This window comes from Saccharopolyspora galaxeae (assembly GCF_016526145.1).
Lineage (GTDB): Bacteria > Actinomycetota > Actinomycetes > Mycobacteriales > Pseudonocardiaceae > Saccharopolyspora_C > Saccharopolyspora_C galaxeae.
Genome location: NZ_JADDUE010000002.1, coordinates 635,308 through 658,410 on the forward strand (window position 1 = coordinate 635,308; position 23,103 = coordinate 658,410).

Consider the following 23,103-nt stretch of genomic DNA (forward strand, 5'->3'; position numbering starts at 1 on the left):
GCGTCTGTCAATGTGCAGGAACATCCTGACCGACGCGCGCCGTGCGGTGGACGAAAGGACCAGCGGTGGAAGGTCGCTCGCGAGGACCGCAGCACCCCGGATCCCGTCCGGGTCCCAGCCCGCGCCCGGGACCTTCGCGGCCCGGGGAAGCCACCACGGTGCGCCGCCCAGTGCCACGCAGCGACACCTGGGCCGAGCCGCCGAGGCGGCGCAGACCTGCCCGGGTGTTCGCGCGGACGATGGTCGCGCTGCTGTCGGTCGCGGTGCTGGCCACCACCGGCTACGCGTGGGCGACGTTGCGCGGCCTCAACGGCGGGCTGGCGGGTAGCGATGTGATCGGCGGCTTCAGCGAGCCGGACGGCGCCACCGACATCCTGCTGATCGGCAACGACAGCCGCACCGACGCCGACGGCAACCCGCTGCCGGACGAAGTCCTGAAAACGCTGCGGACCACCGATGACGGGGGCGGCGACCTCACCGACACGATGATCCTGACCCGGATCCCGAACGGTGGCGGGCGCGCCAGCGCCGTGTCGTTCCCGCGCGACACGATGGTCCGGATGGGCAACGGGTTCGGGAAGAACAAGCTCAACTCCGCGATGGCCCGGGCCAAGGGCGCCGCCGAGCACCGGCTCCAGTCCAGCGGGGTCACCGACCCGAAGCAGCTCGAACTGCAGTCCAAGGCCGAAGGCCAGAAGTTCCTGATCAAGACCCTGGAAGACCTCTCCGGGGTGAGCATCGACCACTACGCCGAGGTGAACCTGCTCGGCTTCTACGACATCACCAAGGCCGTCGGCGGGGTTCCGGTGTGCCTGCTGGAACCGGTCGATGAGCCCGATTCCGGTGCGGACTTCGACGCGGGTCCGCAGCGGGTCTCCGGCGGTGACGCGCTCGCGTTCGTGCGGCAGCGGTACGGACTTCCGCGCAACGACCTGGATCGGGTGCGCAGGCAGCAGGTGTTCATGTCCGGGCTGGCGCAGGAGGTGCTGTCCGCGGGGACGCTGGCGAATCCGGCGAAGCTGTCCGAGCTGGTCTCGGCGGTGCGGCAGTCCGTGGTGCTGGACAAGGGCTGGGACGTGCTCAGCTTCGCCCAGCAGATGCGCGGCATCGCCGGTGGCGACATCGATTTCCAGACCATCCCGGTGGAACTCGTCGGTGAATCCGGGAAGGAGGACGTGACCATCGACGAGTCCGAGGTGCGGCAGTTCGTCGCGGACCTGCTGCTGCCTCCGCAGGAACGACTCGTCCGGCAGCAGGCCGACCGATCCGAGGCCGAGCGGTCCGAGGCCGCGCAACCGTCGGAGAGCACCGCGCGGCCGGAGATCACCGCGCACGTCTACAACACGACGGGCGTCACCGGTCTCGCGGCCTCGGTGCAGGAAAACCTTGCGGGACAAGGGTTCGTCTCGGGCGAGACGGCCAACGCGAAGTCGATGAGCTCGTCGGTGGTGCGGGTCGCGCCCGGTGAGAGCGCTTCGGGCGAGCAGGTCGCGGCGGCGCTCGGGGGGCTGCCGGTGGCCGAGAGCGGGTCCGTTTCCGCCGGTTCGGTGCAGGTGTACCTGGGCAGCGACTACGACGGGCCGGGTGCGCAGAACTTCGCCGGTGCGCCGAGCCTGCGGCTCGACGGGTTGCAGCGGGCCGCGCCGCGTCCGGCGCAGTCTCCCGATCCGGAAAAACCGATCACCGCCGACGGCGTGCCCTGCGTGCATTGACCGTCCACAGCGGACGATCGAGGGTCGTGCCAGGTGGTGCGCCTTCACCCCGGGATGATCTCGTGAGAAGGTGGCCGCCGTGCGTTCCGCGATCACCCGCTCCCGCCTGCTCGGTTCCTTGGTGCTGGCCGCGATCCTGCTCGCGGGCTGCGGAAACGGACCCGCGTCCGTCGGTGCCGCGGCCTTCGTCGGCGACTCGCGGATACCGGTCAACGAGGTGCAGGGCCGCTTCCGCACCGTGCTGGACAAGGAACCCGCGGCCAAGCAGCAGATGGACCAGCAGGGCCAGCTCGGCGAGTTCGGGCGGCGGCTGGCCACCGACCTGGTCCGCAGGCGCCTGGTGGAGCAGGCGACCCGCGACGAGGGATTGCGGGTGGACGAGCGGCAGCTCACCGAGCTGATCAACGCGGCGGGTGGTCCGGAGAAGGCCAGCGCGGGCCAGATCTACACCCCGGCCGACTTCCGGGACGCGATGCGTTCGCGGCTGCTGACCGGCGAGCTCGGCCGCAAGTACATCGATCGGCTCGGGGTGACCTACGACGTCACCTCCGCCACCAATCGGCGCGAGGCCGAGGACAAGGCGCGCCGGATGTCCCGCGGCGAGCAGGAATCCGCGGCAGTGGTGGCCGCCGACCGGCAAGCGGGCGTTGGCGCGGCCACCGGTGAGCACCTGCGTTCGGCCGAGGTGCCGGAGTTGGTGGCCGCGACGCCGCTGTTCGGCGCGCTGCCGGGTACGACGATGGCGTTCGAGCTCCAGCCGCAGTCCGGGCAGTGGACCGTGGTGCGGATCAAGCAGCGCAGCACCGAGGAGCGGGCGGCGCCGAGCGGGGCCGGTGCGGACGAGGCGAAGATGCAGGCGGTGGGCGCGCAACTGCTGCGGGTCACCGCGCAGCGGATCGGTGTGCAGCTCAGCCCGCGATACGGCGTGTGGGACGAGATCGCGCTTTCGGCCGCGCCGAGCGCGGGGGAGACGATCGGTATCGCCTTCCAGCCGCGGCGGGCCTGATGGTGCGAGGCCGCGCCCTCGGGATTCGCCGGTTTCGAGATCACCCGGACGAGGTGACGCGCCGGTGTGTCGGGCGGGGGTCCGGCCGCCGCCGCGGGCAATCTCGACGGCATGGATCAAGCGCTCCGGCAAGGCACGAACCCGTGCTTGCGACAATCGCCGCATGTCTTCCGCGCACCCGGTGACCGGCGAACATTCCGAGGGACCGAGCAGCACGTCGGATGGGACCGCGACCGGCTCGGCGGTCGTGCTCGTCGACGACCGGCTCGGCGACGTGCTCCCGGCTGCGGCGATGCCCGCGGTGCGCCGGGCCTCGGCGGTTTATGCCGCCGAAGGGCTGTCCGCGGCGACCCGTTCGGCGTTGCAGCTCCCGGCGGCACCGGCGGCCGAGGCGCTGCTCGCGCAGGCCCGCCGGGAGCCCGTCGTGCTGATCGTGCCCGACCTGCTTTCCGCGCAGGCGCGGGAATTGCGCGCGGCCGGTGCGTCGCTGATCGGCGCCGCGGCACCGGTCGGCGTGGAGTTGCTGGACGCCGTCACCGTCATGGACCGGTTGCGTTCTCCGGGTGGTTGCCCGTGGGACGCGGAGCAGGACCACGACTCGCTGCGGCGCTACCTGGTGGAGGAGACCTACGAGCTGCTGGACGCGATCCAGCAGCGGGACCGGGCGTCGTTGCGCGAGGAGCTGGGCGACGTGCTGTTGCAGGTGCTGTTCCACTCGCGGGTGGCGGCCGAGCACGCCGCGGACCCGTTCGGGGTGGACGAGGTGGCCGCCGAGCTGGTGAGCAAGATGGTCTCCCGGCATCCGCACGTGTTCGCCGAGGACGACACCGTGCACGACGCGGAGTCGCAGCACCTGCGCTGGGACGAGCTCAAGCAACGCGAGAAGCAGCGCGAGTCCATCGTGGACGGAGTGGCGACCGGGCAGCCGGCCGCGGCGCTGGCGGCCAAGCTCGCGCAGCGCGCCGGGCGCGCGGACCTGCCGGAAGACCTGCTGCCCACCGGCACGTCGGTGGGCGACAGGTTGTTCGGGCTGGTGGCGCGTGCTCGCCTGGAAGGCGCGGATCCGGAGGACGAGCTGCGCGCCAGCGCGCTGGCGTTCGCCTCGCGCGTCCGCGCGGCCGAAGCCGCGGCACGTGCGGCCGGTCAGGACCCGGCCACCTGCAACGGCGCGGACTGGCGGCGGTACTGGGCGGCGAGCGGGGAATGAGCGGGCACCGGAGTGGATTCCCGCCGCCGGTGCGAATCCGGTTCGCCGCTCGCGGACCCGCTCGCGGCGAGCAGGTCCGCATCCGCGAAAGTGGGAACGCCACGCGGAACGGCGGTCGGCCACGAACCCCCGGAGGTCCCGGTCCGCTCGCGCTGCCCGGCGAATCCGACCGGCACCGTCACAGAACTCGCGTTGCCGACGACAAGTGCTCCGGGAGCGCGTGACTTGTCCGGTTCGTCTCCGGGCGCACGACGGGCACGTGCACACTGAGGTGGGAGAGGGAGGCATTTGGTGTCGCAGCAACAGGGTGCGCGCAGACCGTGGTTGTTCACCGGAGTGGTACCGGTGCTCGCCGTGCTCGTCTCGTGCGCTCCGCCCGAGGAAGACCGCGCGGAGAACGAGCCCAGGGTCGCCGCCGACCCGCCGCCTGCCGTGGCGCCACCGGACCCGGGAGTGGAACCGCCGCGGGTGCAGCTGGCGCACTCCGGCAATCCTCCGATGTCCGTGCAGGACCGGCCGCAGCAGCAACTCACCGGCTGGGCGGAGTCGATGTCCGACGAGCTGAACATTCCCCTCGCCGCGCTGCAGGCGTACGGCTACGCGGCGCGCGCGGCCGAGCAGGAGCACCCCGGTTGCGGCATCGGCTGGTCCACCCTGGCCGGGATCGGCGCCATCGAATCCAGCCACGGCCGCTACGGCGGCGCCAAGCTGGACGAGACCGGACGGCCCAGCGTGGCGATCCGCGGTCTGCCGCTGGACGGCAGCAACGGGGTCAAGCGGATCGAGGACACCGACCGCGGTGCCATGGACGGAGACTTGGTGTTCGACCGGGCGATCGGCCCGCTCCAGTTCATCCCGATCACCTGGAACCGCTGGGCGGCGGATGCCGACGGCGACGGGGTCGCCGACCCGAACGACATCGATGATGCGGCGTTGGCCGCGGCCGGATACCTGTGCACGGTCGGCGGCGATCTGCGCAATCCGGACGGGTTCTGGAGGGCTCTGCTGGACTACAACGAGAGCCACGACTACGGCCAGGACGTGATCGACCACGCCGATCAGTACGGCAGGATCAGCCGCACCCTGGCGACGGAGAACTGAGCGCAGCTACGGGTTCGCACGGGTGGCCGGTCGATCGGCGAACGCTCCGGTGCGGCGGGAAACCGAGCCGTGCGGCGACTTCTCCGCTGAGATTCCGCAGCGAGCAGGCGCCTGATGTTCCGCTGAACGACCCCGCTGTGCGAACCGCTCCCTAAACGCTCCCTGGTTCTGCTTGATACCGCCAAGTAACCTGTTCGCGTGACCGACCCCACTCCTTCGCGGCTGCGCGCCGTGTTCGCCGTCCTCGGACGACTCGCCGTCGCGCTCACCTTGGTGGCGTCCGCCGGGGTCGGCGTCGGCCTGACCGCGGTGCTCGGCCGTCCGGCCGCCGCCCCGGAAGCCGGGCCGCCACCGGAGCAGACCGTCGAACCCGCCCCGGTGCTGCCGGGTTCCGCCGCGCCGCCGGTGCAGGAGCCGGTGCAACAACCTGCACCGGAAGGCGGCGATCCGGTGCGCGAGTGGGCCGACGGGATCGCCTCGGTGGTCGACGTGCCTTCCAGGGCGCTGCTGTCCTACGTCAACGCCGATCTCGCGATGCGCGAGTACCAGCCCGAGTGCCGGATCTCGTGGTCCACGATCGCCGGGATCGCCCGGATCGAGTCGAACCACGGCCGGTACGGCAACCGGCTGCTCGGCGACGACGCCCGCCCGTCGAAGCCGATCATCGGTGTCCCGCTGGACGGGACTCCCGGCGTGCGCGCGATCGGAGACACCGACGGCGGTGTGCTGGACGGCGACGCGATGCACGACCGCGCGGTCGGCCCGATGCAGTTCATCCCGTCGACCTGGCGCAAGTGGGCCACCGACGGCAGCGGCGACGGGGTCGGCGATCCGCAGAACCTGGACGACGCCTCGATGGCCGCCGCCCGGTACCTCTGCTCCAGCGGCCGCGATCTCACCACCGGCCAGGGCTGGTGGGGATCGGTGATGTCGTACAACAACTCGGTGGAGTACGGGCAGAAGGTCTTCGCGATCGCCGAGACCTACGCCGGTGCGGCGAACCGCCGCGACTGAACCGCACGCGACCGACCCGCGACCGGAACGGCCGCGACGCAACGTCGCAGCGGCTCAGTCGTTCTGCATGGCCAGCCGGGCGTTGATCTCGCCCAGCGCTTCCTGGTAAGCGGGATCGGGATTCATCGTCGCGGCCATCTGCACTTGGCTGCGGGCCTCCAGCAACCGTCCCTGCCGCTGCAGGGTGCGTCCCAGCACCAGCCGCGCGTAATGGTCGGACGGGTCGAGCTCCAGCACCCGCAGGAACGCCAGCTCCGCCCGGCGGAACTGGGCCGAGAACAGGTACGCCCGGCCGAGAACCAGTTGCACACTGGGCTTGTCCTCGGCGATGGCGAGCACGGGTTGCAGCGCGCGGAGGGCCTCCCACGGCCGTCGCTGGGAGACCAGGTTCTCCGCCCGGCGGAACGCTTCCACGGTCTCTTCGTCCCTCATGACGCGGACAACACTACGTGCCGACCCCGCTGTTCCTCGACTGCCGAGCGGATGGTAATCGGCACGTCCGCGGCCGCCGTTCGATCACGCGCCGTGCAACGTGATCGATCCTGATCGGGCGACGATGTGCTCCCGCTCAAGTCGGCGACGTCGCCGCACCGGGCCCCGATAGGCTCAGGGGCGGTCCTCGGGGGTTCGGCCCGCCGCGCGCGTCCAGCGGTGCGGCGAGCCGGGGCCGCCCATACCTCAAACCCTGGTTAGGAGCACACGTGGCGATCATCGAGCAGGTCGGCGCCCGCGAGATCCTGGACTCGCGCGGGAACCCCACCGTCGAGGTCGAGGTGGCACTGGAGGACGGCACGCTGGGCCGCGCCGCGGTCCCCTCGGGCGCTTCCACCGGTGAGCACGAGGCGGTCGAGCTGCGCGACGGCGACGCCGAGCGCTACGGCGGCAAGGGCGTGGAGAAGGCCGTCGAGGGCGTGCTGGACGAGATCGGCCCGGAACTGGCCGGGCTGGACGCCACCGAGCAGCGCGTGGTCGACCAGAAGCTGGTGGACCTCGACGGCACGCCCGGCAAGTCCCGGCTGGGCGCGAACGCGATCCTCGGCGTCTCGCTGGCGGTGGCGAAGTCCGCCGCGGACTCGGCCGGGCTGGAGCTGTTCCGCTACGTCGGCGGGCCGAACGCGCACGTGCTGCCGGTGCCGATGATGAACATCCTCAACGGCGGTGCGCACGCCGACACCGGTGTGGACGTGCAGGAGTTCATGATCGCCCCGGTCGGTGCCGACTCCTTCTCGGACGCGCTGCGCTGGGGCGCGGAGACCTACCACGCGCTGAAGTCGGTGCTGAAGTCCAAGGGCCTGCCCACCGGCCTCGGCGACGAGGGCGGCTTCGCCCCCGACCTGCCGAACAACCGCGAGGCGCTGGACCTGATCGCCACCGCTGTCGAGAAGGCCGGCTACAAGCTGGGCACCGACATCGTGCTGGCGCTGGACGTGGCCGCCACCGAGTTCTACTCGGACGGCGTCTACACCTTCGAGAAGGCCAAGCGCAGTCCCGAGCAGATGGCCGGTTACTACAACGAGCTGCTCGACTCCTACCCGCTGGTGTCCATTGAGGACCCGCTGTCCGAGGACGACTGGGACGGCTGGGTGCAGCTGACCAAGGAGATCGGCCACCGCGTGCAGCTGGTCGGCGACGACCTGTTCGTGACCAACCCGGAGCGGCTGGAGGAGGGCATCAACCGCCGCGCGGGCAACGCGCTGCTGGTCAAGGTCAACCAGATCGGCACGCTCTCGGAAACGCTGGACGCGGTGAACCTGGCCAACTCCTGCGGCTACAAGAGCATGATGAGCCACCGCTCCGGCGAGACCGAGGACACCACGATCGCCGACCTCGCGGTGGCCACCGGCTGCGGCCAGATCAAGACCGGTGCCCCGGCGCGCAGCGAGCGGATCGCCAAGTACAACCAGCTGCTGCGCATCGAGGAAGCGCTCGGCGACGCGGCGCGCTACGCGGGTGAGCTGGCGTTCCCGCGGCTCAATCCGGAGGCGTGACATCCTGGTCACCAGCGGTCTGAACACGGCCGGGGTGACTTCGACGACGACGGGTGCGGGCGATGCCGAGCGGGCGGTCCTCTGATCGACAGCAACGCCGCCGCGGGGGCGAGACCCCCGCGGCGCGCCGTACCGGTCGTTCGCGGGAGCCGGTGAAGCGGTCGGGAACCAAGAGCGGTTCCCGGCCGCGCGCGGCGGCGCCGCGGTCCAAATCGCAGCGCAAGTCGCCGACCGGTGGCGCGTTCAAGCTCTCGTCGACGCGCCGGGCGGCGTTGTTGGCGCTGCTGCTGTGCACGATGGCGCTGAGCGTGTCCGTGCCGCTGCGCACCTACTTGAGCCAGCGCGGCGAGCTGGCCGCGCAGGACGACAAGCGGGTCGAACTCTCCCAGCAGGTCCAGGAATTGCAGGAGCGCAAGGCGCAGCTTTCCGATCCGCAGCACGTCGAGACCGAGGCGCGCGCCAGGCTCGGCTACGTGCGCCCCGGGGAGACGCCGTACATCGTGGAACTCCCGCACCAGCAGGCCCAGCCGCCGCCGGCGCCGACGCCCGCGGATGACGGGCCGTGGTACGAGAACCTGTGGAAGTCGCTGACGGGGAACGGGCAGTGAACGACATTTCGACGGTCACCGAGCACGATCGGGAAAGCATCGCCGACCAGCTCGGCAGGCCGCCGCGCGGGCTGCGGGCGGTGGCGGCGCGGGACGCGGCGGGCGAGCCGAGCGTGGTGCGGACGAATCCGCGGCTCGAGGACGGCACGCCGTTCCCGACGTTGTACTACTTGACCTCGCCCCGGCTGAGCGCGCTGTGCTCCACGCTGGAGGCGGAGGGCCGGATGCGGCAGATGCAGGACCGGCTCGCCGAGGATCCGGAGCTGGCGGCCGCCTACCGCCGCGCGCACGAGTCCTACCTGGCCGAGCGGGACGCGATCGAACCGCTGGGCACTCAGGTCACCGCGGGCGGTATGCCGGACCGCGTGAAGTGCCTGCACGTGCACCTCGCGCACGCGCTCGCGAAGGGCCCGGGGGTGAATCCGTTCGGCGACGAGGTGCTGGACGAGATCACTCGCCGCTGGCCGGAGAACGCGCCTTCCTGATCGTTCAGCGTCCCGGCGTGACCCGCTCGAGCAGCGCGGTGGCGGCGAGCCCGTCCGGGATCGTGCCGAACGACCGGCCGGTGTCCGGTACCAGCCGGGTCGCCACGAAAGCCTCCGAGACCGCGGTCGGCGCGTGCCGGATCAGCAGCGAAGCCTGCAAGGTCAACGCCAGCAGTTCGGCCAGCTTGCGCGCCCGTTCCGGGCGGGGCGCTGCGATCTCCTCGCGCAGCTGCCGGACGCTGTCGTCGTAGCGGCGGTCCGCGCCTGCCGCGGCGTCCAGCTCGCCCAGCAGCGCTTCCGCCGACGCGGGCTGCTTGTGCAGCGCACGCAGCACGTCGAGCGAGGTCACGTTGCCGGAGCCTTCCCAGATCGACATCAGCGGCGCCTCCCGGTACAGCCGCGGCAGCCCGGACTCCTCGACGTAGCCGTTGCCGCCGAGGCATTCGAGCGCTTCGGCCACCGCCGTGGCGGCCCGCTTGCACACGTGGAACTTCGCCGCAGGCAGCGCGAGCCGCAGCAATCCCCGCTCGGTGTCGCTGCCCTGCCCGTCCACGGCCGCCGCGAGCCGCATCGCCAACGCGGTCGCCGCCTCGGTCTCCAACGCGAGATCCGCCAGCACGGTCCGCATCAGCGGCGCATCGGCCAGCCGTTCGCCGAACGCGCTGCGGTGCTGCACGTGGTGCGCCGCCTCGGACAGTGCGACCCGCATGTTCGCCGCCGCACCGAGCACGCAGTCCAACCTGGTCATCGACACCATCTCGATGATGCAGCGCACTCCGCGGCCCGCTTCGCCGACCAGGTGCCCGAGCGCGCCGGTGTACTCCAACTCCGCGGAAGCGTTGGACTTGTTGCCGAGCTTGTCCTTGAGCCGCTGCAGCCGGATCTCGTTGCGGCTGCCGTCCGGCAGCACTCGCGGCACGAGGAAGCAGCTCAACCCGTCCGGTGTCTGCGCCAGCGTGAGGAACAGGTCGTTCATCGGCGCCGAGGTGAACCACTTGTGCCCGGTGATCCGGTAGGTCCCGTCGGCCAGCGGCTCGGCGGTGCTGGTGTTCGCCCGCACGTCCGAACCGCCCTGCTTCTCGGTCATCGACATCCCGGCCAGCAGCCCGGTCTTCGCGGCGGCGGGACGCAGGCCGAAGTCGTAGTCGGGCGAGGACAGCCCCGGCTCGTACTGGCGGGCCAGCTCGGGGGAGTGCCGCAGCGCGGGCACGGCGGCGAAGGTCATCGAGATCGGGCAACCGTGTCCCGCCTCGGCCTGCGACCACAGGTAGAAACCGGCGGCGCGGCGCGCGTGCGCACCGGGTTCCGCGTCCGGCCGCCACGGCGCGGCGTGCAGGCCGTGCCGGACCGCGCGGTTCATCAGCCAGTGCCAGGAGGGGTGGAACTCGACCTCGTCGACGCGGTTGCCGTAGCGGTCGTGGGTGCGCAGCTCGGGCGGATTGTCATTGGCGAGCCTGCCGTGCTCGCGCGCTTCGGCCGAACCCGACTCGAGCGCTAGTTCGCGCAGGTCGGGCAGTGCGGTCGGCGCGTAGCGGCTGACGGCTTCGCGCAGCGCGGGATCGCAGGACAACGGGTCGAAGCCGTCCAGCAGCGGAGGCTGGTTGGTCACGTCGTGGGTCGACCAGGGTTCCGTCCTGCCGTGCACGTGCGGCTCGCCGGTGAGCGTCATGCGCAGCAGGGTAGGCCAAAGCGGCTACCGCGCAGTAGCCCTCGACGTCGGCTGCACCGTTTCACTCGATGGTGTCGACGAACTTCGTGACCAGCGAGTACGTGCCACGGTGGAGTTCGCCGCAGGCGAGAACACTTTGGGGCTGGAGGCGCCGTGGCAGCTCGCACCACCCGGCAAACCGCTCGTCGCCGCAACCGGCGCAGGTGGCGCGCCGCCACGTTCCTCACTCCGACCGTCCTGATGGTGGCGGCGTCCAGCGCCCTGCTGTCGATGCCGCCACCGACCCTGCGCGACGGTCGCGCCGACGGGGCGCCCGGCGGTAGCCGCTACGGAGCCACCGGGCATCTGCCGCGCAACCTCGAACCCAGCGAGAACCTGCTCGACCTCGCGGGCGAACCGCGCAAGTTGCCCGGTCCGGCCGCGGACCTGCCGCGCGGTTCGCTCGACATCCCGGAACCGATGCTCGCGGCCTACGTCGGCGCGGCCGACCGGCTCGGGCAGAGCTACCCGGCCTGCGGAGTGCGCTGGTCGGTGCTCGCCGCCATCGGCCGGATCGAGTCCGGCCACGCGCGGGACGGGCGGATCGACGTCAACGGCACCACGGTGCCCGCCATCCTCGGGCCACGGCTCAGCGGCGGTCCCGGTGTGGCCGCGATCCCGGACACCGACCAAGGCAGCCTGGACGGTGATCCGGTGTGGGACCGCGCGGTCGGGTCCATGCAGCTGATCCCGTCGACCTGGAACAAGCACGCGATGGACGGCAACGACGACGGCGTGCTCAGCCCGCACAACGTGCACGACGCGGTGGCCAGCGCCGGTGCTTACCTCTGCGATGGCGATGCCGATCTGCGCGATCCGCGGCAGCTGGCCGAGGCGGTGTTCCGCTACAACCACTCCGACGAATACGTGCGCACCGTGCTGCGGTGGGCCGATGCCTACGACAGCGGCGTGACCCCGTCGCCGCTGGAGCCGTTGCCCGACGTCGGGGACCAGGACGTGCTGGCGGGCAGCCGGCTGCCGAACGAGCGGCCGCACGCGGTGGCGCTGCCGCAATCCGCGAGTGAGCCGGTGGCGCCGGCGCGGCCCGGTTGGTCGGCGGTGACTCCGCCGCCCGGCTCGCCCGGCGGGCTTTCCGGTGAACCGATTCCTGGGCCGCGGCCGGGTTCTGCGGCTGGTGAACCGGTGCAGCCGAGCGCCCCGCACGCGTCGAATCCCGCGGTGCCGCCGTCCGCGAACACGCCACCGGCGCCCGAGCCATCGGGTGAGCCGGTACCGGGCACCGGCTCGTCGGTGCCGGGTTGGCCGGAAGAGCCCGCAGCACCGGGCATTTCGAGCGAGCAACCGTTGCCGGGGTTCCCGAGCGAGCCGTCGATGCCTGCTCTCACCGGCGATCCGGAGACGCCGAGCGACCCGTCGGTCCCGAGCGAACCGGCGACGCCGAGTGGTCCGAGCGAACCGGCGACGCCGGCGCCGAGCGGTGAGCCGTCCGCGACGGACGTCCCGCCCGCCCCGAGCTCGACGGGTCCCGTGCCGCCGAGTTCGGTTGGCCCGTCTTCGGATCCGGCTGCGCCATCGGAGACCTCGACGGTCCCGCAGCGCCCGTCTGCGCAGCTCCCGTCTTCGCAGGGTTCGCAGCCCCCGACTCCGTCGGCCACGCCCACCACGGACGGACCGGTCGCACCGAGTTCGACCGCCGGCCCGCAGCGGCCCGAAACCTCCGAACCGACCGGTGGTTCCGAGGCGAGCGCACCGTCCACGTCAGCTGACCCCGCCGATCGCGAGTGCGATGCGGCCACGCTGCGCGAAGGCCGGTTCGTCCCGGCCGAGCAGCTCTCCGCGACGGGCCGCGCGTTGCCCGCGGGCACGACCGACGCGGGCGAAGCATCGCCCGGCGACATCGTCTACGTGCAGTCGGGCGGCTCGGGTCCGCTCGACCCGTGCGAGGTGCCCGCCGACTTCGCCCCATGATCACTCGATCAGGCGGAGCCGAGGAGAGCCTCCAACGGCGTCATCACGACGTTCGCCCAGCGCGCGGGGCCGCAGCGGCTCTACCCGCGGGCCCTGTCGATGTCCACGCCGACACGCCGACGGTGTGTCCACATTCGCCTTTTCCACCCGGCCGATAGCGTTGCCGACCGAGGAACGCGCCGAGTGTTGGCGATGCATACGAGCACGAGGAGACCAGCGATGTCACGGGTGGCGGCGATCGACTGCGGGACCAACTCGATCCGGCTCCTGGTGGCCGACGTGACCGCCCGGCCGGATGGTTCGCCGGAGCTGCGCGACGTGCACCGCGAGATGCGGGTGGTGCGGCTCGGGCAGGGCGTGGACGCCACCGGCAGACTCGCCGACGAGGCGTTGCGGCGCACCCGCGACGCGCTGGTCGACTACGCGGCGGCGGCGCGCGAGAACGGTGCCGAAGCGGTCCGCATGGTGGCGACCTCGGCGACCCGCGACGCGGCCAACCGCGAGGACTTCTTCGCCATGGTGCGGGAAACGCTCGGCGTGGACGCCGAGGTGATCACCGGTGCGGAGGAGGCCCGCCTGTCGTTCATCGGCGCGGTGGGCGACTTCGACCCGGCGGCCGGTCCGTTCGTGGTCACCGACGTCGGCGGTGGTTCCACGGAGGTCGTCGTCGGCCGCTGGGACGGTGCATGCGCCGAGATCACGGCCGCCTACTCCGCCGACATCGGGTGCGTGCGGCTGACCGAGCGCTGCCTGCACGACGACCCGCCGTCCGAGCAGGAGGTCCGGGATGCCGAGCAGGTCGCCCGTGGCGTGCTCGACGACGCTTTCGCCGCGGTGGACGCCTCCGGCGCGCGGACCTGGGTCGGCGTCGCGGGCACCGTCACCACGTTGTCCGCGGTCGCGCAGAACCTGCCGGATTACGATCCGGCCGCAATTCACCTTTCCCGTTTATCCCAGAAACAGCTTCGAGAAACGACGTCGGAGCTGTTGACGATGACTCACGAAGAACGAGCCGCGATCGGTTCAATGCATCCCGGACGGGTCGATGTGATCGGCGGCGGCGCGCTCGTCGTGCAGGTTCTCGCCGACGAGCTGAGGGAACGCGCCGGCATCGAGGCGATCTCGGTGTCCGAGCACGACATCCTGGACGGCATAGCGCTTTCCATCAGCTAGTTCCCACGATGTGGGCCGGACTATCCGGGTGGTGGGTGGCCGGTTTCTGCATCGAACCAGAAAGTTTCGAATTCGTGACAGCGTTCTGGGGGTGGCCCGCCCTCAATTATGTTTACGCTGTCGCGGTGGTGCTCATCACCACTGTGCTTGGTGCCCCGGAATTCCGCTGAGGGGGCGCGTGGAAGTGGGAGGACGCAACATGCGCAAGCGACGTCTGGCCGCCTGCTTGGCGGTCCCGCTGGCGGTGGCCATGCTCGCCACGGCCTGCGGCGGCGGGGACAGCGGGGCGCCCAGGGACACGGTGACCGTCGAATGGGGCGAGCCGGAGAACCCGCTGGTCCCGGGCAACACGACCGAGACCAACGGCAGCAACGTGATGGACGCGCTGTTCGCCGGGCTGGTGAAGTACTCGCCGGACGACTCCTCGGTGCACAACGAGATGGCCGAGTCCATCCAGCCCTCGCCGGACCACCGGTTCTACACCATCAAGATCAAACCGGGCTGGACCTTCCACGACGGGAGCCCGGTCACCGCCGAGAGCTTCGTCAAGGCGTGGAACTACACCGCCTATGGCCCGAACGGCCAGCAGGGCGGAAGTTTCTTCGAGCAGATCAAGGGCTACGACGAGCTCAACCCGGAGGAGGAGGGCGCGACGCCGCCGACCGACCAGCTGTCCGGGCTCAAGGTCGTCGACCCGACCACGTTCACCGTGGAGCTCAAAGCACCGCTGACGATCTTCCCGACCATGCTGGGATACGGCGCGTTCTACCCGCTGCCGGAACGGTTCTTCGCCGATCCCGAGGGGTTCGAGCAGCACCCGATCGGCAACGGGCCGTTCAAGTTCGAGTCGCGGGTGCCGAACGAGAGCCTGACCGTCTCGCGCTACGACGGGTTCCAGGGCGAGGACAAGGCCAAGATCGGAAAGGTGCAGTTCAAGGTCTACGACGAGCTGGACACCGCCTACGAGGATCTGGTCTCGGGCAACCTCGACTTCGTCCGGCAGGTGCCGGTCTCGGCGCTGGCCGGGGACATCTGGCGCACCGACCTCGGCGACGGGGCGCAGGAGAAGCCGGGTCTGCTCACGCAGAACATCGCCTTCCCGCTCTACGACCAGCGGTTCCAGAACCCGGATCTGCGCAAAGCGATCTCGATGGCCATCGACCGCGAGACGATCACCCGGCAGATCTTCGCCGGTAGCCGAACGCCCGCGGACGGCTGGGTCGCCCCGTCGGTCCAGGGCTACGTGCCGAACCAGTGCGGCGAATACTGCACCTACGACCCGCAGAAGGCGAAGGAGCTGCTGGCCAAGGCCGGTGGATTCCAGGGCACGCTGCAGATCATCAGCAACGGCGACGGCGGGCACTCCGAATGGTCCGAGGCGGTGGCCTCCAGCATCCGCCAGACCCTCGGGATCGACGTGCGGTTCACCCCGACCCCGACGTTCAGCGAGTTTCGCAGGCAGGCGAGCGCCCGGGAGTTCTCCGGGATGTTCCGCACCGGCTGGATCGCCGACTACCCGAGCATCGAGTCCTTCCTGACGCAGCTCTACCGCACCGGCGCGTCCTCGAACGATTACGAGTACTCCAACCCGGAGTTCGACGCCGCACTGGACCGGGCGAACGCGGCACCGACCATTCCCGAAGCGGAGCGGCGCTACGCGGCCGCCGAGCGGATCCTGGCCCAGGACATGCCGGTGATCCCGCTGTGGAGCCAGCCGGTGCAGGCGGGCCTGTCCGACCGGCTGGCCGACGCGAAGGCGACGCCGTTCCGCAAGCTCGACCTCACGTCGGTGACGCTCAAACCCCAGCAGCCATGAAGCAGCGCACCGCACCCGGGCCGCTGCGCAACTGCGCGGACCCGGGCCGCGCTCGGTGTGAATCAGGAGGACCGGTGGGACGTTATGTGCTGCGACGCCTGTTGCAGTTGATCCCGGTGTTCATCGGCACCACGTTCATCATCTATGCGTTGGTGTGGGCGGTGCCGGGCGACCCGTTCGCGGGCAAGTGCGGTGAGCGGGCCTGCCCGCCGTCGTACGTCGCCGAGATGACGGCCAGGTACAACCTCGACGATCCGCTGATCGTGCAGTACTTCAAGTACCTGGGACAGCTGTTCACCGGGAACTTCGGCGAGACCTACGCCGGTGTGCAGATCAGCGACCTGATCGCCAACGCCTACCCGACCACGGTGCGGCTCGCCATCGTGGCGCTGCTGATCGAGGCCGTGATCGGCGTGCTGGCAGGCATCCTCACCGGCCTGCGCGGCAAGGGATTCCTGGACAGCCTGGTGCTGATCTCCACGCTGTTCCTGATCTCGCTGCCGGTGTTCGTGACCGGTTTCCTGCTCAAGGTCTGGCTGGGCACCGAGCTCGGTCTGATCAAGACCTCGGTCGGCAGCGATCCGAGCATCGGCGAGCTGCTGGTGCCCGGTTTCGTGCTGGGCAGCCTGTCGATGGCCTACGTGGCCAGGCTGACCCGCACGAGCATGATGGAGAACAAGCGCGCCGACTACGTGCGCACCGCCACGGCGAAGGGGCTCAAGCCGAACCGGGTCGTGGGAGTGCACCTGCTGCGCAACTCGCTGATTCCGGTCATCACGTTCCTGGGCACCGACCTGGGCGCGCTGATGGGCGGTGCCATCGTCACCGAGGGCGTGTTCAACATCCGCGGCATCGGCGGGCTGGTCTACAAGGCCATCCTGACCAAGGAAGGCATGACGGTCACCGGGATCGTCACCCTGCTGGTGCTGGTGTACCTGCTGATGAACCTCCTCGTGGATGTTCTCTACGCGGTCCTGGACCCGAGGATTCGATATGACTGAACCGACTGCCTCCTCTCCCACCACTCCCGAGGACACCCAGGATTCGGCCGCGACCAAGCACGCCGTGGCCACCGGGCAGAACAGCGCAGGTCTGCTCGCGGCGCAGGCATCGCACGCCGCGGCGAAGCAGGAGAAGCCACGCGGGCTGTGGGGCGATGCCTGGCACGACCTGCTGCGGCGGCCGATGTTCCTGATCGCCTCGGCGATCATCCTGGTGCTGCTGGCCATGGTGGCCTTCCCGCAACTATTCACCTCGGTCGATCCGAACCACTCGGACCTGCTGAAATCCCGCGAGGGACCGTCCGCGGAAGCCTGGTTCGGCTACGACCTGCAGGGCCGGGACATCTTCGCCCGCGCCGTGCACGGAGCCCGGGCCTCGATCACGGTCGGTCTGCTGGCGACCTTGGGCACGGTGCTGATCGGCTCGGTGGTCGGAATCCTGTCCGGGTACTACGGCGGCTGGGTGGACAACCTGCTGTCCCGGCTCTCGGAGATCTTCCTTGGACTGCCGTTCGTGCTCGGCGCGATCGTCATCCTGACCACCTTCAACTCGCCGGACGAGATTCCCAGCGGTACCCGGGTGATCATGCAGGTGGTCATCTCGATCGCGGTGCTGTCCTGGCCGATCGCGATGCGCATCATGCGGTCGGCGGCGATCTCGGCCAAGCAGCAGGACTACGTCAAGGCCGCGCGGGCGCTCGGAGCGAAGCCGTCGCGGGTCATCCTGCGGCACATGCTGCCGAACTGCCTGGCGCCGGTGCTGGTGTACGCCACGATCGCGCTGGGCGGGTTCATCGGAGCCGAGGCCACGCTGTCCTACCTGGGGCTCGGGCTGAAGTTCCCGGTCGTGTCCTGGGGCGTGATGATCTCCGACTCGCGCGAATTCATCCAGGCATCGCCGCACCTGCTGCTGTTCCCGGCAGGATTCCTGGTGATGACCGTGCTGGCGTTCGTGATGCTCGGCGATGCGGTCCGCGACGCCCTCGACCCGAAGCAGAAGTAGGAGGACCGCTGTGTCCGAAGTGGACGAAAAGGCGGGCGGGCGGCTGCTCGACGTCGAGGACCTGCACGTGGAGTTCCGCACCCGCGACGGCGTGGCGAAGGTGCTCAACGGCGTGAGCTACCACGTCGATCCGGGGGAGACCCTGGCGGTGCTGGGCGAATCCGGCTCCGGCAAGAGCGTCACGGCGCAGACCGTGATGGGCATCCTGGACACCCCGCCCGGGTTCGTCACCGGCGGGGCGATCCGCTACGCCGGTGAGGAGATGCTCACCGCCAGCGAAGATCGGCGGCGTCAACTGCGCGGCGACTCGATGGCGATGATCTTCCAAGACGCGCTTTCCGCGTTGAATCCCGTTTACACCGTGGGTTTTCAGATCTCCGAGCAGCTGCGCACGCGCCGCGGCATGTCCCGCAAGGACGCCACCGCCCGCGCGGTGGAGTTGCTGGACATGGTCAAGATCCCGAACGCCGCGCAGCGCGTGAAGGAGTTCCCGCACCAGTTCTCCGGCGGCATGCGGCAGCGGGCGATGATCGCGATGTCGCTGGCGCTGGACCCGGACCTGCTCATCGCGGACGAGCCGACGACGGCGCTGGACGTGACGGTGCAGGCGCAGATCATGGACCTGCTCGACGAGCTGCGCAGGGAGCGCGGCATGGGGCTGATCCTGATCACCCACGACCTCGGCGTGGTCGCCGAGGTCGCCGACCGGATCGTGGTGATGTACGCGGGCCGGATCGTGGAGTCCTCGGACGCCCTCGGCCTCTACCGGCAGCCGGGCCACCCCTACACCGAGGGCCTGATGCGGTCCATCCCGCGGCTGGACCTCAAAGGCCAGGACCTGGAGACGATCCGCGGCTTGCCGCCGAACCTGATGGACATCCCGGCGGGCTGCCCGTTCCACCCCCGCTGCACGCGGGCCGAGGACCTGTGCCGTCAGGAGTTGCCCGAGCACCACGACCTGGGGCTCGGCCGCACCAGCGCTTGCCACTTCGCGGAGGAGTTGATCAAGAGTGACTGAGCCGATCCTGCAGGTCCGCGACCTGGTCAAGCACTTCCCGATCAACCGGGGAGTGGTGTTCCAACGCACCGTCGGCCACGTGCGGGCCGTCGACGGGGTGTCGTTCGACCTGTACAAGGGCGAGACGCTGGGCATCGTCGGCGAGTCCGGCTGCGGCAAGTCCACCCTCGCCCAGGTGCTGATGCGGCTGGAGAAGCCGACCAGCGGCACGGCCACCTTCGAAGGCCGGGACATGTTCGGGATGAGCGGGGCGCAACTGCGCAAACTGCGCCGGGACATGCAGATCGTGCTGCAGGACCCGTACACCTCGCTGAACCCGCGGCGCACCGTCGGCGACATCGTCGGCGAACCGTTCGAGATCCACCCGGAGGTCGCGCCGAAAGGCGAGCGCAACCGCAAGGTGCAGGAGCTGCTGGACGTGGTGGGGCTCAACCCCGAGCACATCAACCGCTACCCGCACCAGTTCTCCGGCGGTCAGCGCCAGCGCATCGGCATCGCGCGGGCGCTGGCCCTGCGGCCGAAGGTGATCGTGTGCGACGAGCCGGTCTCCGCGCTGGACGTCTCGATCCAGGCGCAGGTGATGAACCTGCTCGGCGAGCTGCAGCAGGAGTTCGGGCTGTCCTACATCTTCATCGCGCACGACCTGGGCGTGGTGCGGCACCTGTCGGACCGGGTCGGGGTGATGTACCTGGGGCAGATGGTCGAGGTCGGCACCGAGGAGCAGATCTACGAGCACCCGCAGCACCCGTACACCCAGGCGCTGCTTTCGTCGGTGCCGGTCCCGGATCCGCAGCTGCGGGGCAAGCGGGAGGTCATCCGGCTCAGCGGGGACGTGCCGAGCCCGGCCGATCCGCCGTCGGGCTGCCGGTTCCGCACCCGGTGCTGGAAGGCGCAGGACATCTGCGCCGAACAGGCGCCGGAACTGAAGGTCCGGCTGGGCGAGCACCCCGCGGCCTGCCACTTCGCGGAGGAGCGGCCGCAGGTGCTCGCGTGAGCCGGGCGTGGGCGGGCCGCGCGGCCCGCCCACGGTCAGACCAGGTAGCCGACGCCGCCGTAGGCGTTGGCCAGCGCCGCCTCGTCCTCGTCGATCGTCCGGTCCGGCCGCCACAGCGGCGACAACGTCAGGCCCGGATCGGCCAGCCGGTACCCGTCGAACAGCGACTCGATGTCCACGCGGTTGCGCCACGCCACCGGGGTCGGGGTCCGGGCCATCACCTCGTGCGCGACCCGCACCTGCTCGTCGGTGGCCGAGACCTGCGAGATGTGCGAGATCGCCAGCCAGCTGCCCGCTGGGCTCGCGGCCCGGTAGCGGGCCACCAGCTGCCTGGCCTCGGCGTCGTCCGGCACGAACGGCAGGATGGCGATCGCCAGCACCGCCAGCGGGCGGCCGAAGTCCAGCATGTCCGCGACGCCGGGCGCGGCCAGCACGCTGTCCACGTCGCGCACGTCGGCCTGCGTGATCGTCACGTTCGGCTTGCCTTCGAGCATCCGCCTGGCGTGCGCCACCGCGACCGGTTCGTGGTCGACGTAGGCGACGCGAGCGCGCGGGTTCGACCAGTGCGCGATCTCGTGCACGTTGCCGACGGTGGGGATGCCCGAACCGAGGTCGAGGAACTGGTCGATGCCCTGCGCGAGCAGGAACCGCACCGCCCGCCCCAGGAAGGCCCGGTTCGCCTGCGCGTAGGTCGCCGACTGCGGCAGCACGCGCAGCGCGTCGTCGGCGGCATCCCGATCGACCGCGAAGTGCGCCGAACCGCCCAGGTAGTAGTCGTACATCCGCGCGGAGTTGGGCCGGTCGGTGTCCGGCACCTCCGGCAGCGTGGTGAACCGCTCTCGATCACTCTCGACCATGCTGTTGATGGTGCAACAACGGGCGGTCGATGACCATGGGTATTCGCGCCCGCCGCCCGCCCGCCGTGCGCTGGTGAACGGACCGCCGGTTCCACTCCGGTTGGCCGAACGGCCCGTTCACCCCTGGTCGAACTGCGGTCCCGCGTCCACTAGGGACGGTCGTTGCGGACGAATTCGGCGAGGTCGGCGGATTGCTGCACCCGCGACGGCTCGTGCACGTACATCATGTGGCCCGCGTCGTAGTAGCGGACCTCGATGTTCTCCCGCAGCTCTTCCGGAATCGGCAGCCGCGCGAGCACGTGCTCGGCCGCGAAGTACGGCGTGGCGCCATCGGTGTAGCCGGCACCGACGTGCACCCGCAGGTGCGGGTTGGCGCGCATCGCCGAACCCAGCCTGTCCACGACCGATACTGCGGCGCCCTCGAACTCCTTGTACGACCACGGCTGCACGCGGCTGGTGAGCAGCTCGTACGGCAGGTCGTTGACGTACTCCAGCTCTTCGCGCACGTAGTGGTTGATCGCCGCCGAGTAGGCACCGATGATGCCGGACACGCTCGGGTCGTCGGTGAACCGTTCGCCCGCCGCGTCGGCTTCCCACCCGAGGAAGCGCCCGTCCATTCGGCCGACCGTGCGGCGCTGGTCGCGCAGCAGCTCGGTGAAGAACCGCAGGTGCTCGATGCGCAGGTCGACGCGGTCCACGTAGTCCTCGGACAGGCCGGTGAGTTCCGCGGTGCGCCGCACGATGTCCGCGCGTTCGGCCGCGGACAGCCGCGCGCCCCGCGCCAGCGCCCACGCGTAGTCGCCGGAGGCGAACTTCTCCGCTTCGTCCAGCACTTCGCGAAGCGGGCGGTCGCCGTGCTTGCCGTGGTGGTGCGCGATGGCGGCGTAGGTCGGCAGGTACAGCCAGTACGGCAGATCGTTGCCTTCTGTGAACCGGATAGTGCCCATGTCCAGCACCGACGAGATCAGCAGCAGCCCGTTGAGGTACAGCCCGTGCCGGTCCTGCAGGTGCTCGGCGAGCGCCGCGGCGCGCAGCGTGCCGTAGGACTCACCGGCGAGGTACTTCGGCGACATCCACCGCCCGTTGCGCGAGGTCCACAACCGGATGATCTCGCCGACGGATTCGATGTCGGCCTTGTAGCCGTGGAAACCGCCGGGGTCGCCGCCTTCGACGGCGCGGGAGAAACCGGTGGAGACCGGGTCGATGAACACCAGGTCGCTGTGCGCCAGCAGCGTCTGCTCGTTGTCGGCCAGCCCGTACGGCGGGGCTGCGGGCGAGCCCGCATCGCCGGAGAGCACCCGGCGCGGTCCGAGCACCCCGAGGTGCAGCCACACGCTGGCCGATCCGGGCCCGCCGTTGAACGCGAACGTCACCGGGCGCGGTTCGGCGCTGTCGGCGACGTAGGAGGTCAGGAAGACCTCGGCCTTCGGCTTGTGCCCTTCGAACTTGCCGTCGGTGTAGACCTCTTCGCGCAGCACGATGCGGCCGGTGGTGGCCGTGTAGGGCAGCTCCGCGCCGTTGGCGGTGATCGTGTGGTGCGTGCTGACGAGGTCGTCGACCGGCTCGGCCGGGGTGTTCGCGGGGGCCTGTTCGGAGTCGCCGGGTTTCGTTTCGCTGGCTGCCATATCCGCACCCTACGTGCCGCGTACCGCAGCTCCGCGGTGTTTCTGCCACCGTGGGCTGGTGATCTCCGAACTGATCGAGCATCCCGTCGAAGACCCCGCCACCGCGGCCGCAGGCACCACCGCGATCGGCGAGCTGGACGAGCGGGTCGCCCGCTGCACGGCCTGCCCGCGGCTGGTCGAGTGGCGCGAACGGGTCGCGCGGGAGAAGCGGGCGGCGTTCCGCGACGAGACCTACTGGGGCCGTCCGGTTCCGGGTTTCGGACCGCCGGACGCGGCGATCTCGATCGTCGGTCTCGCCCCCGCCGCGCACGGCGCGAACCGCACCGGCCGGATGTTCACCGGTGACCGTTCCGGCGATGTGCTCTACCAGGCGATGTACGACGTCGGCCTCGCATCGCAGCCGCACGCCTACGGCCTCGGCGACGGTTTGACGTTGTACGGCACCAGAATCACGTCGCCGGTGCACTGCGCGCCGCCCGCGAACAAGCCCACCACCGGTGAGCGCGACACGTGCCGCAGCTGGCTTTCCCACGAGTTCGTGCTGCTGCGGAACACGCTGCGAGTCGTCGTGGTGCTGGGCGGTTTCGGCTGGCAGGCCCTGCTGCCGGTACTGCGCGACGCGGTGTGGCAGGTGCCCTCGCCGCAGCCGAAGTTCGGCCACGCCGCGCACGCCGAACTACCCGCCACCGACGGCGGAGCGGACCTGCACCTGCTCGGCTGCTACCACGTCAGCCAGCAGAACACCTTCACCGGCAAGCTCACTCCGGCGATGCTGCGGGAGGTCCTGGAGCAGGCGAAGGGCCTGGCAGGCGTGAAGTGACCTTCGCTCGGGCATAACGCTTGCCGTTATGAACGCCG

At 70.5% G+C, this 23,103-nt stretch carries 20 protein-coding genes; 16 read left to right on the plus strand and 4 right to left on the minus strand.

All coding sequences use genetic code 11. From position 1 onward, the window contains the following. The first annotated feature begins 170 nt into the window (after nt 1-170). The 5 genes from INP57_RS07370 to INP57_RS07390 all read left to right on the plus strand — a co-directional run bounded on the left by INP57_RS07370 (nt 171) and on the right by INP57_RS07390 (nt 6,040). Nucleotides 171-1,712, plus strand: coding sequence for an LCP family protein (locus INP57_RS07370; RefSeq protein WP_307849948.1), 1,542 nt, complete (start codon nt 171-173; stop codon nt 1,710-1,712). A gap of 79 nt (nt 1,713-1,791) precedes the next feature. Next, nucleotides 1,792-2,718, plus strand: a complete 927-nt coding sequence (locus INP57_RS07375) for a SurA N-terminal domain-containing protein (protein WP_307849949.1) — start codon at nt 1,792-1,794, stop codon at nt 2,716-2,718. Nucleotides 2,719-2,881: 163 nt separating this feature from the next. Next, a complete protein-coding gene (locus INP57_RS07380; protein WP_200069263.1) occupies nt 2,882-3,925 on the plus strand; it encodes a nucleoside triphosphate pyrophosphohydrolase in 1,044 nt (347 codons plus the stop codon). A 291-nt stretch (nt 3,926-4,216) separates the two neighbouring features. Then, the gene (locus INP57_RS07385) at nt 4,217-5,026 is read left to right on the plus strand and encodes a lytic murein transglycosylase (RefSeq protein ID WP_295149575.1); all 810 of its coding nucleotides are present in this window, start codon (nt 4,217-4,219) and stop codon (nt 5,024-5,026) included. 198 nt (nt 5,027-5,224) lie between these two features. Further along, a complete protein-coding gene (locus INP57_RS07390; protein ID WP_200069264.1) occupies nt 5,225-6,040 on the plus strand; it encodes a lytic murein transglycosylase in 816 nt (271 codons plus the stop codon). Nucleotides 6,041-6,094: 54 nt separating this feature from the next. Here INP57_RS07390 and INP57_RS07395 read toward each other — a convergent pair whose 3' ends face one another. After that, nucleotides 6,095-6,472, minus strand: coding sequence for a tetratricopeptide repeat protein (locus INP57_RS07395; protein ID WP_200069265.1), 378 nt, complete (start codon nt 6,470-6,472; stop codon nt 6,095-6,097). Nucleotides 6,473-6,741: 269 nt separating this feature from the next. Here INP57_RS07395 and eno point away from each other — a divergent pair, with 269 nt between their 5' ends. The 3 genes from eno (at nt 6,742) to INP57_RS07410 (ending at nt 9,121) form a co-directional block, all read left to right on the plus strand. After that, the gene (gene eno, locus INP57_RS07400) at nt 6,742-8,028 is read left to right on the plus strand and encodes a phosphopyruvate hydratase (protein WP_200069266.1); all 1,287 of its coding nucleotides are present in this window, start codon (nt 6,742-6,744) and stop codon (nt 8,026-8,028) included. A 152-nt stretch (nt 8,029-8,180) separates the two neighbouring features. After that, nucleotides 8,181-8,636: an FtsB family cell division protein gene (locus tag INP57_RS07405; RefSeq protein WP_307849950.1), complete on the plus strand. Its 456-nt coding sequence runs from the start codon at nt 8,181-8,183 to the stop codon at nt 8,634-8,636. Further along, nucleotides 8,633-9,121, plus strand: a complete 489-nt coding sequence (locus tag INP57_RS07410) for a DUF501 domain-containing protein (protein WP_200069268.1) — start codon at nt 8,633-8,635, stop codon at nt 9,119-9,121. Before INP57_RS07405 ends, INP57_RS07410 begins: the two co-directional genes overlap by 4 nt. A gap of 4 nt (nt 9,122-9,125) precedes the next feature. On the opposite strand, the gene INP57_RS07415 is transcribed toward INP57_RS07410, so the two are convergent. Continuing rightward, entirely contained in the window at nt 9,126-10,790 is a 1,665-nt protein-coding gene (locus INP57_RS07415; protein WP_200069269.1) for an isovaleryl-CoA dehydrogenase, read from the minus strand. Nucleotides 10,791-10,943: 153 nt separating this feature from the next. Here INP57_RS07415 and INP57_RS07420 point away from each other — a divergent pair, with 153 nt between their 5' ends. The 7 genes from INP57_RS07420 to INP57_RS07450 all read left to right on the plus strand — a co-directional run bounded on the left by INP57_RS07420 (nt 10,944) and on the right by INP57_RS07450 (nt 19,763). Then, the gene (locus INP57_RS07420) at nt 10,944-12,758 is read left to right on the plus strand and encodes a lytic transglycosylase domain-containing protein (RefSeq protein WP_200069270.1); all 1,815 of its coding nucleotides are present in this window, start codon (nt 10,944-10,946) and stop codon (nt 12,756-12,758) included. Nucleotides 12,759-12,977: 219 nt separating this feature from the next. Beyond that, nucleotides 12,978-13,931, plus strand: coding sequence for a Ppx/GppA phosphatase family protein (locus INP57_RS07425; protein WP_200069271.1), 954 nt, complete (start codon nt 12,978-12,980; stop codon nt 13,929-13,931). Nucleotides 13,932-14,130: 199 nt separating this feature from the next. Then, a complete protein-coding gene (locus INP57_RS07430) occupies nt 14,131-15,747 on the plus strand; it encodes a peptide ABC transporter substrate-binding protein (protein WP_200069272.1) in 1,617 nt (538 codons plus the stop codon). A 74-nt stretch (nt 15,748-15,821) separates the two neighbouring features. Further along, nucleotides 15,822-16,748, plus strand: coding sequence for an ABC transporter permease (locus INP57_RS07435; RefSeq protein WP_200069273.1), 927 nt, complete (start codon nt 15,822-15,824; stop codon nt 16,746-16,748). Between the two features lie 64 nt (nt 16,749-16,812). Beyond that, a complete protein-coding gene (locus INP57_RS07440; RefSeq protein ID WP_374220923.1) occupies nt 16,813-17,751 on the plus strand; it encodes an ABC transporter permease in 939 nt (312 codons plus the stop codon). Between the two features lie 19 nt (nt 17,752-17,770). Then, on the plus strand, nt 17,771-18,769 hold the full coding sequence (locus tag INP57_RS07445) for an ABC transporter ATP-binding protein (RefSeq protein WP_295146404.1): 999 nt from the start codon (nt 17,771-17,773) through the stop codon (nt 18,767-18,769). Further along, the gene (locus INP57_RS07450; RefSeq protein ID WP_200069276.1) at nt 18,762-19,763 is read left to right on the plus strand and encodes an ABC transporter ATP-binding protein; all 1,002 of its coding nucleotides are present in this window, start codon (nt 18,762-18,764) and stop codon (nt 19,761-19,763) included. Before INP57_RS07445 ends, INP57_RS07450 begins: the two co-directional genes overlap by 8 nt. Before the next feature lie 35 nt (nt 19,764-19,798). Here INP57_RS07450 and INP57_RS07455 read toward each other — a convergent pair whose 3' ends face one another. Both INP57_RS07455 and INP57_RS07460 read right to left on the minus strand, forming a co-directional pair. Then, nucleotides 19,799-20,620, minus strand: a complete 822-nt coding sequence (locus INP57_RS07455; protein WP_200069277.1) for an SAM-dependent methyltransferase — start codon at nt 20,618-20,620, stop codon at nt 19,799-19,801. A gap of 149 nt (nt 20,621-20,769) precedes the next feature. Beyond that, nucleotides 20,770-22,245 carry a S10 family peptidase gene (locus INP57_RS07460; RefSeq protein ID WP_200069278.1) on the minus strand — a complete coding sequence of 492 codons (1,476 nt, stop codon included), beginning with the start codon at nt 22,243-22,245 and terminating at the stop codon, nt 20,770-20,772. A gap of 124 nt (nt 22,246-22,369) precedes the next feature. On the opposite strand from INP57_RS07460, the gene INP57_RS07465 reads away from it, so the two are divergent. Further along, nucleotides 22,370-23,065, plus strand: coding sequence for a uracil-DNA glycosylase (locus INP57_RS07465; protein ID WP_374220924.1), 696 nt, complete (start codon nt 22,370-22,372; stop codon nt 23,063-23,065). Nucleotides 23,066-23,103: the final 38 nt, after the last annotated feature.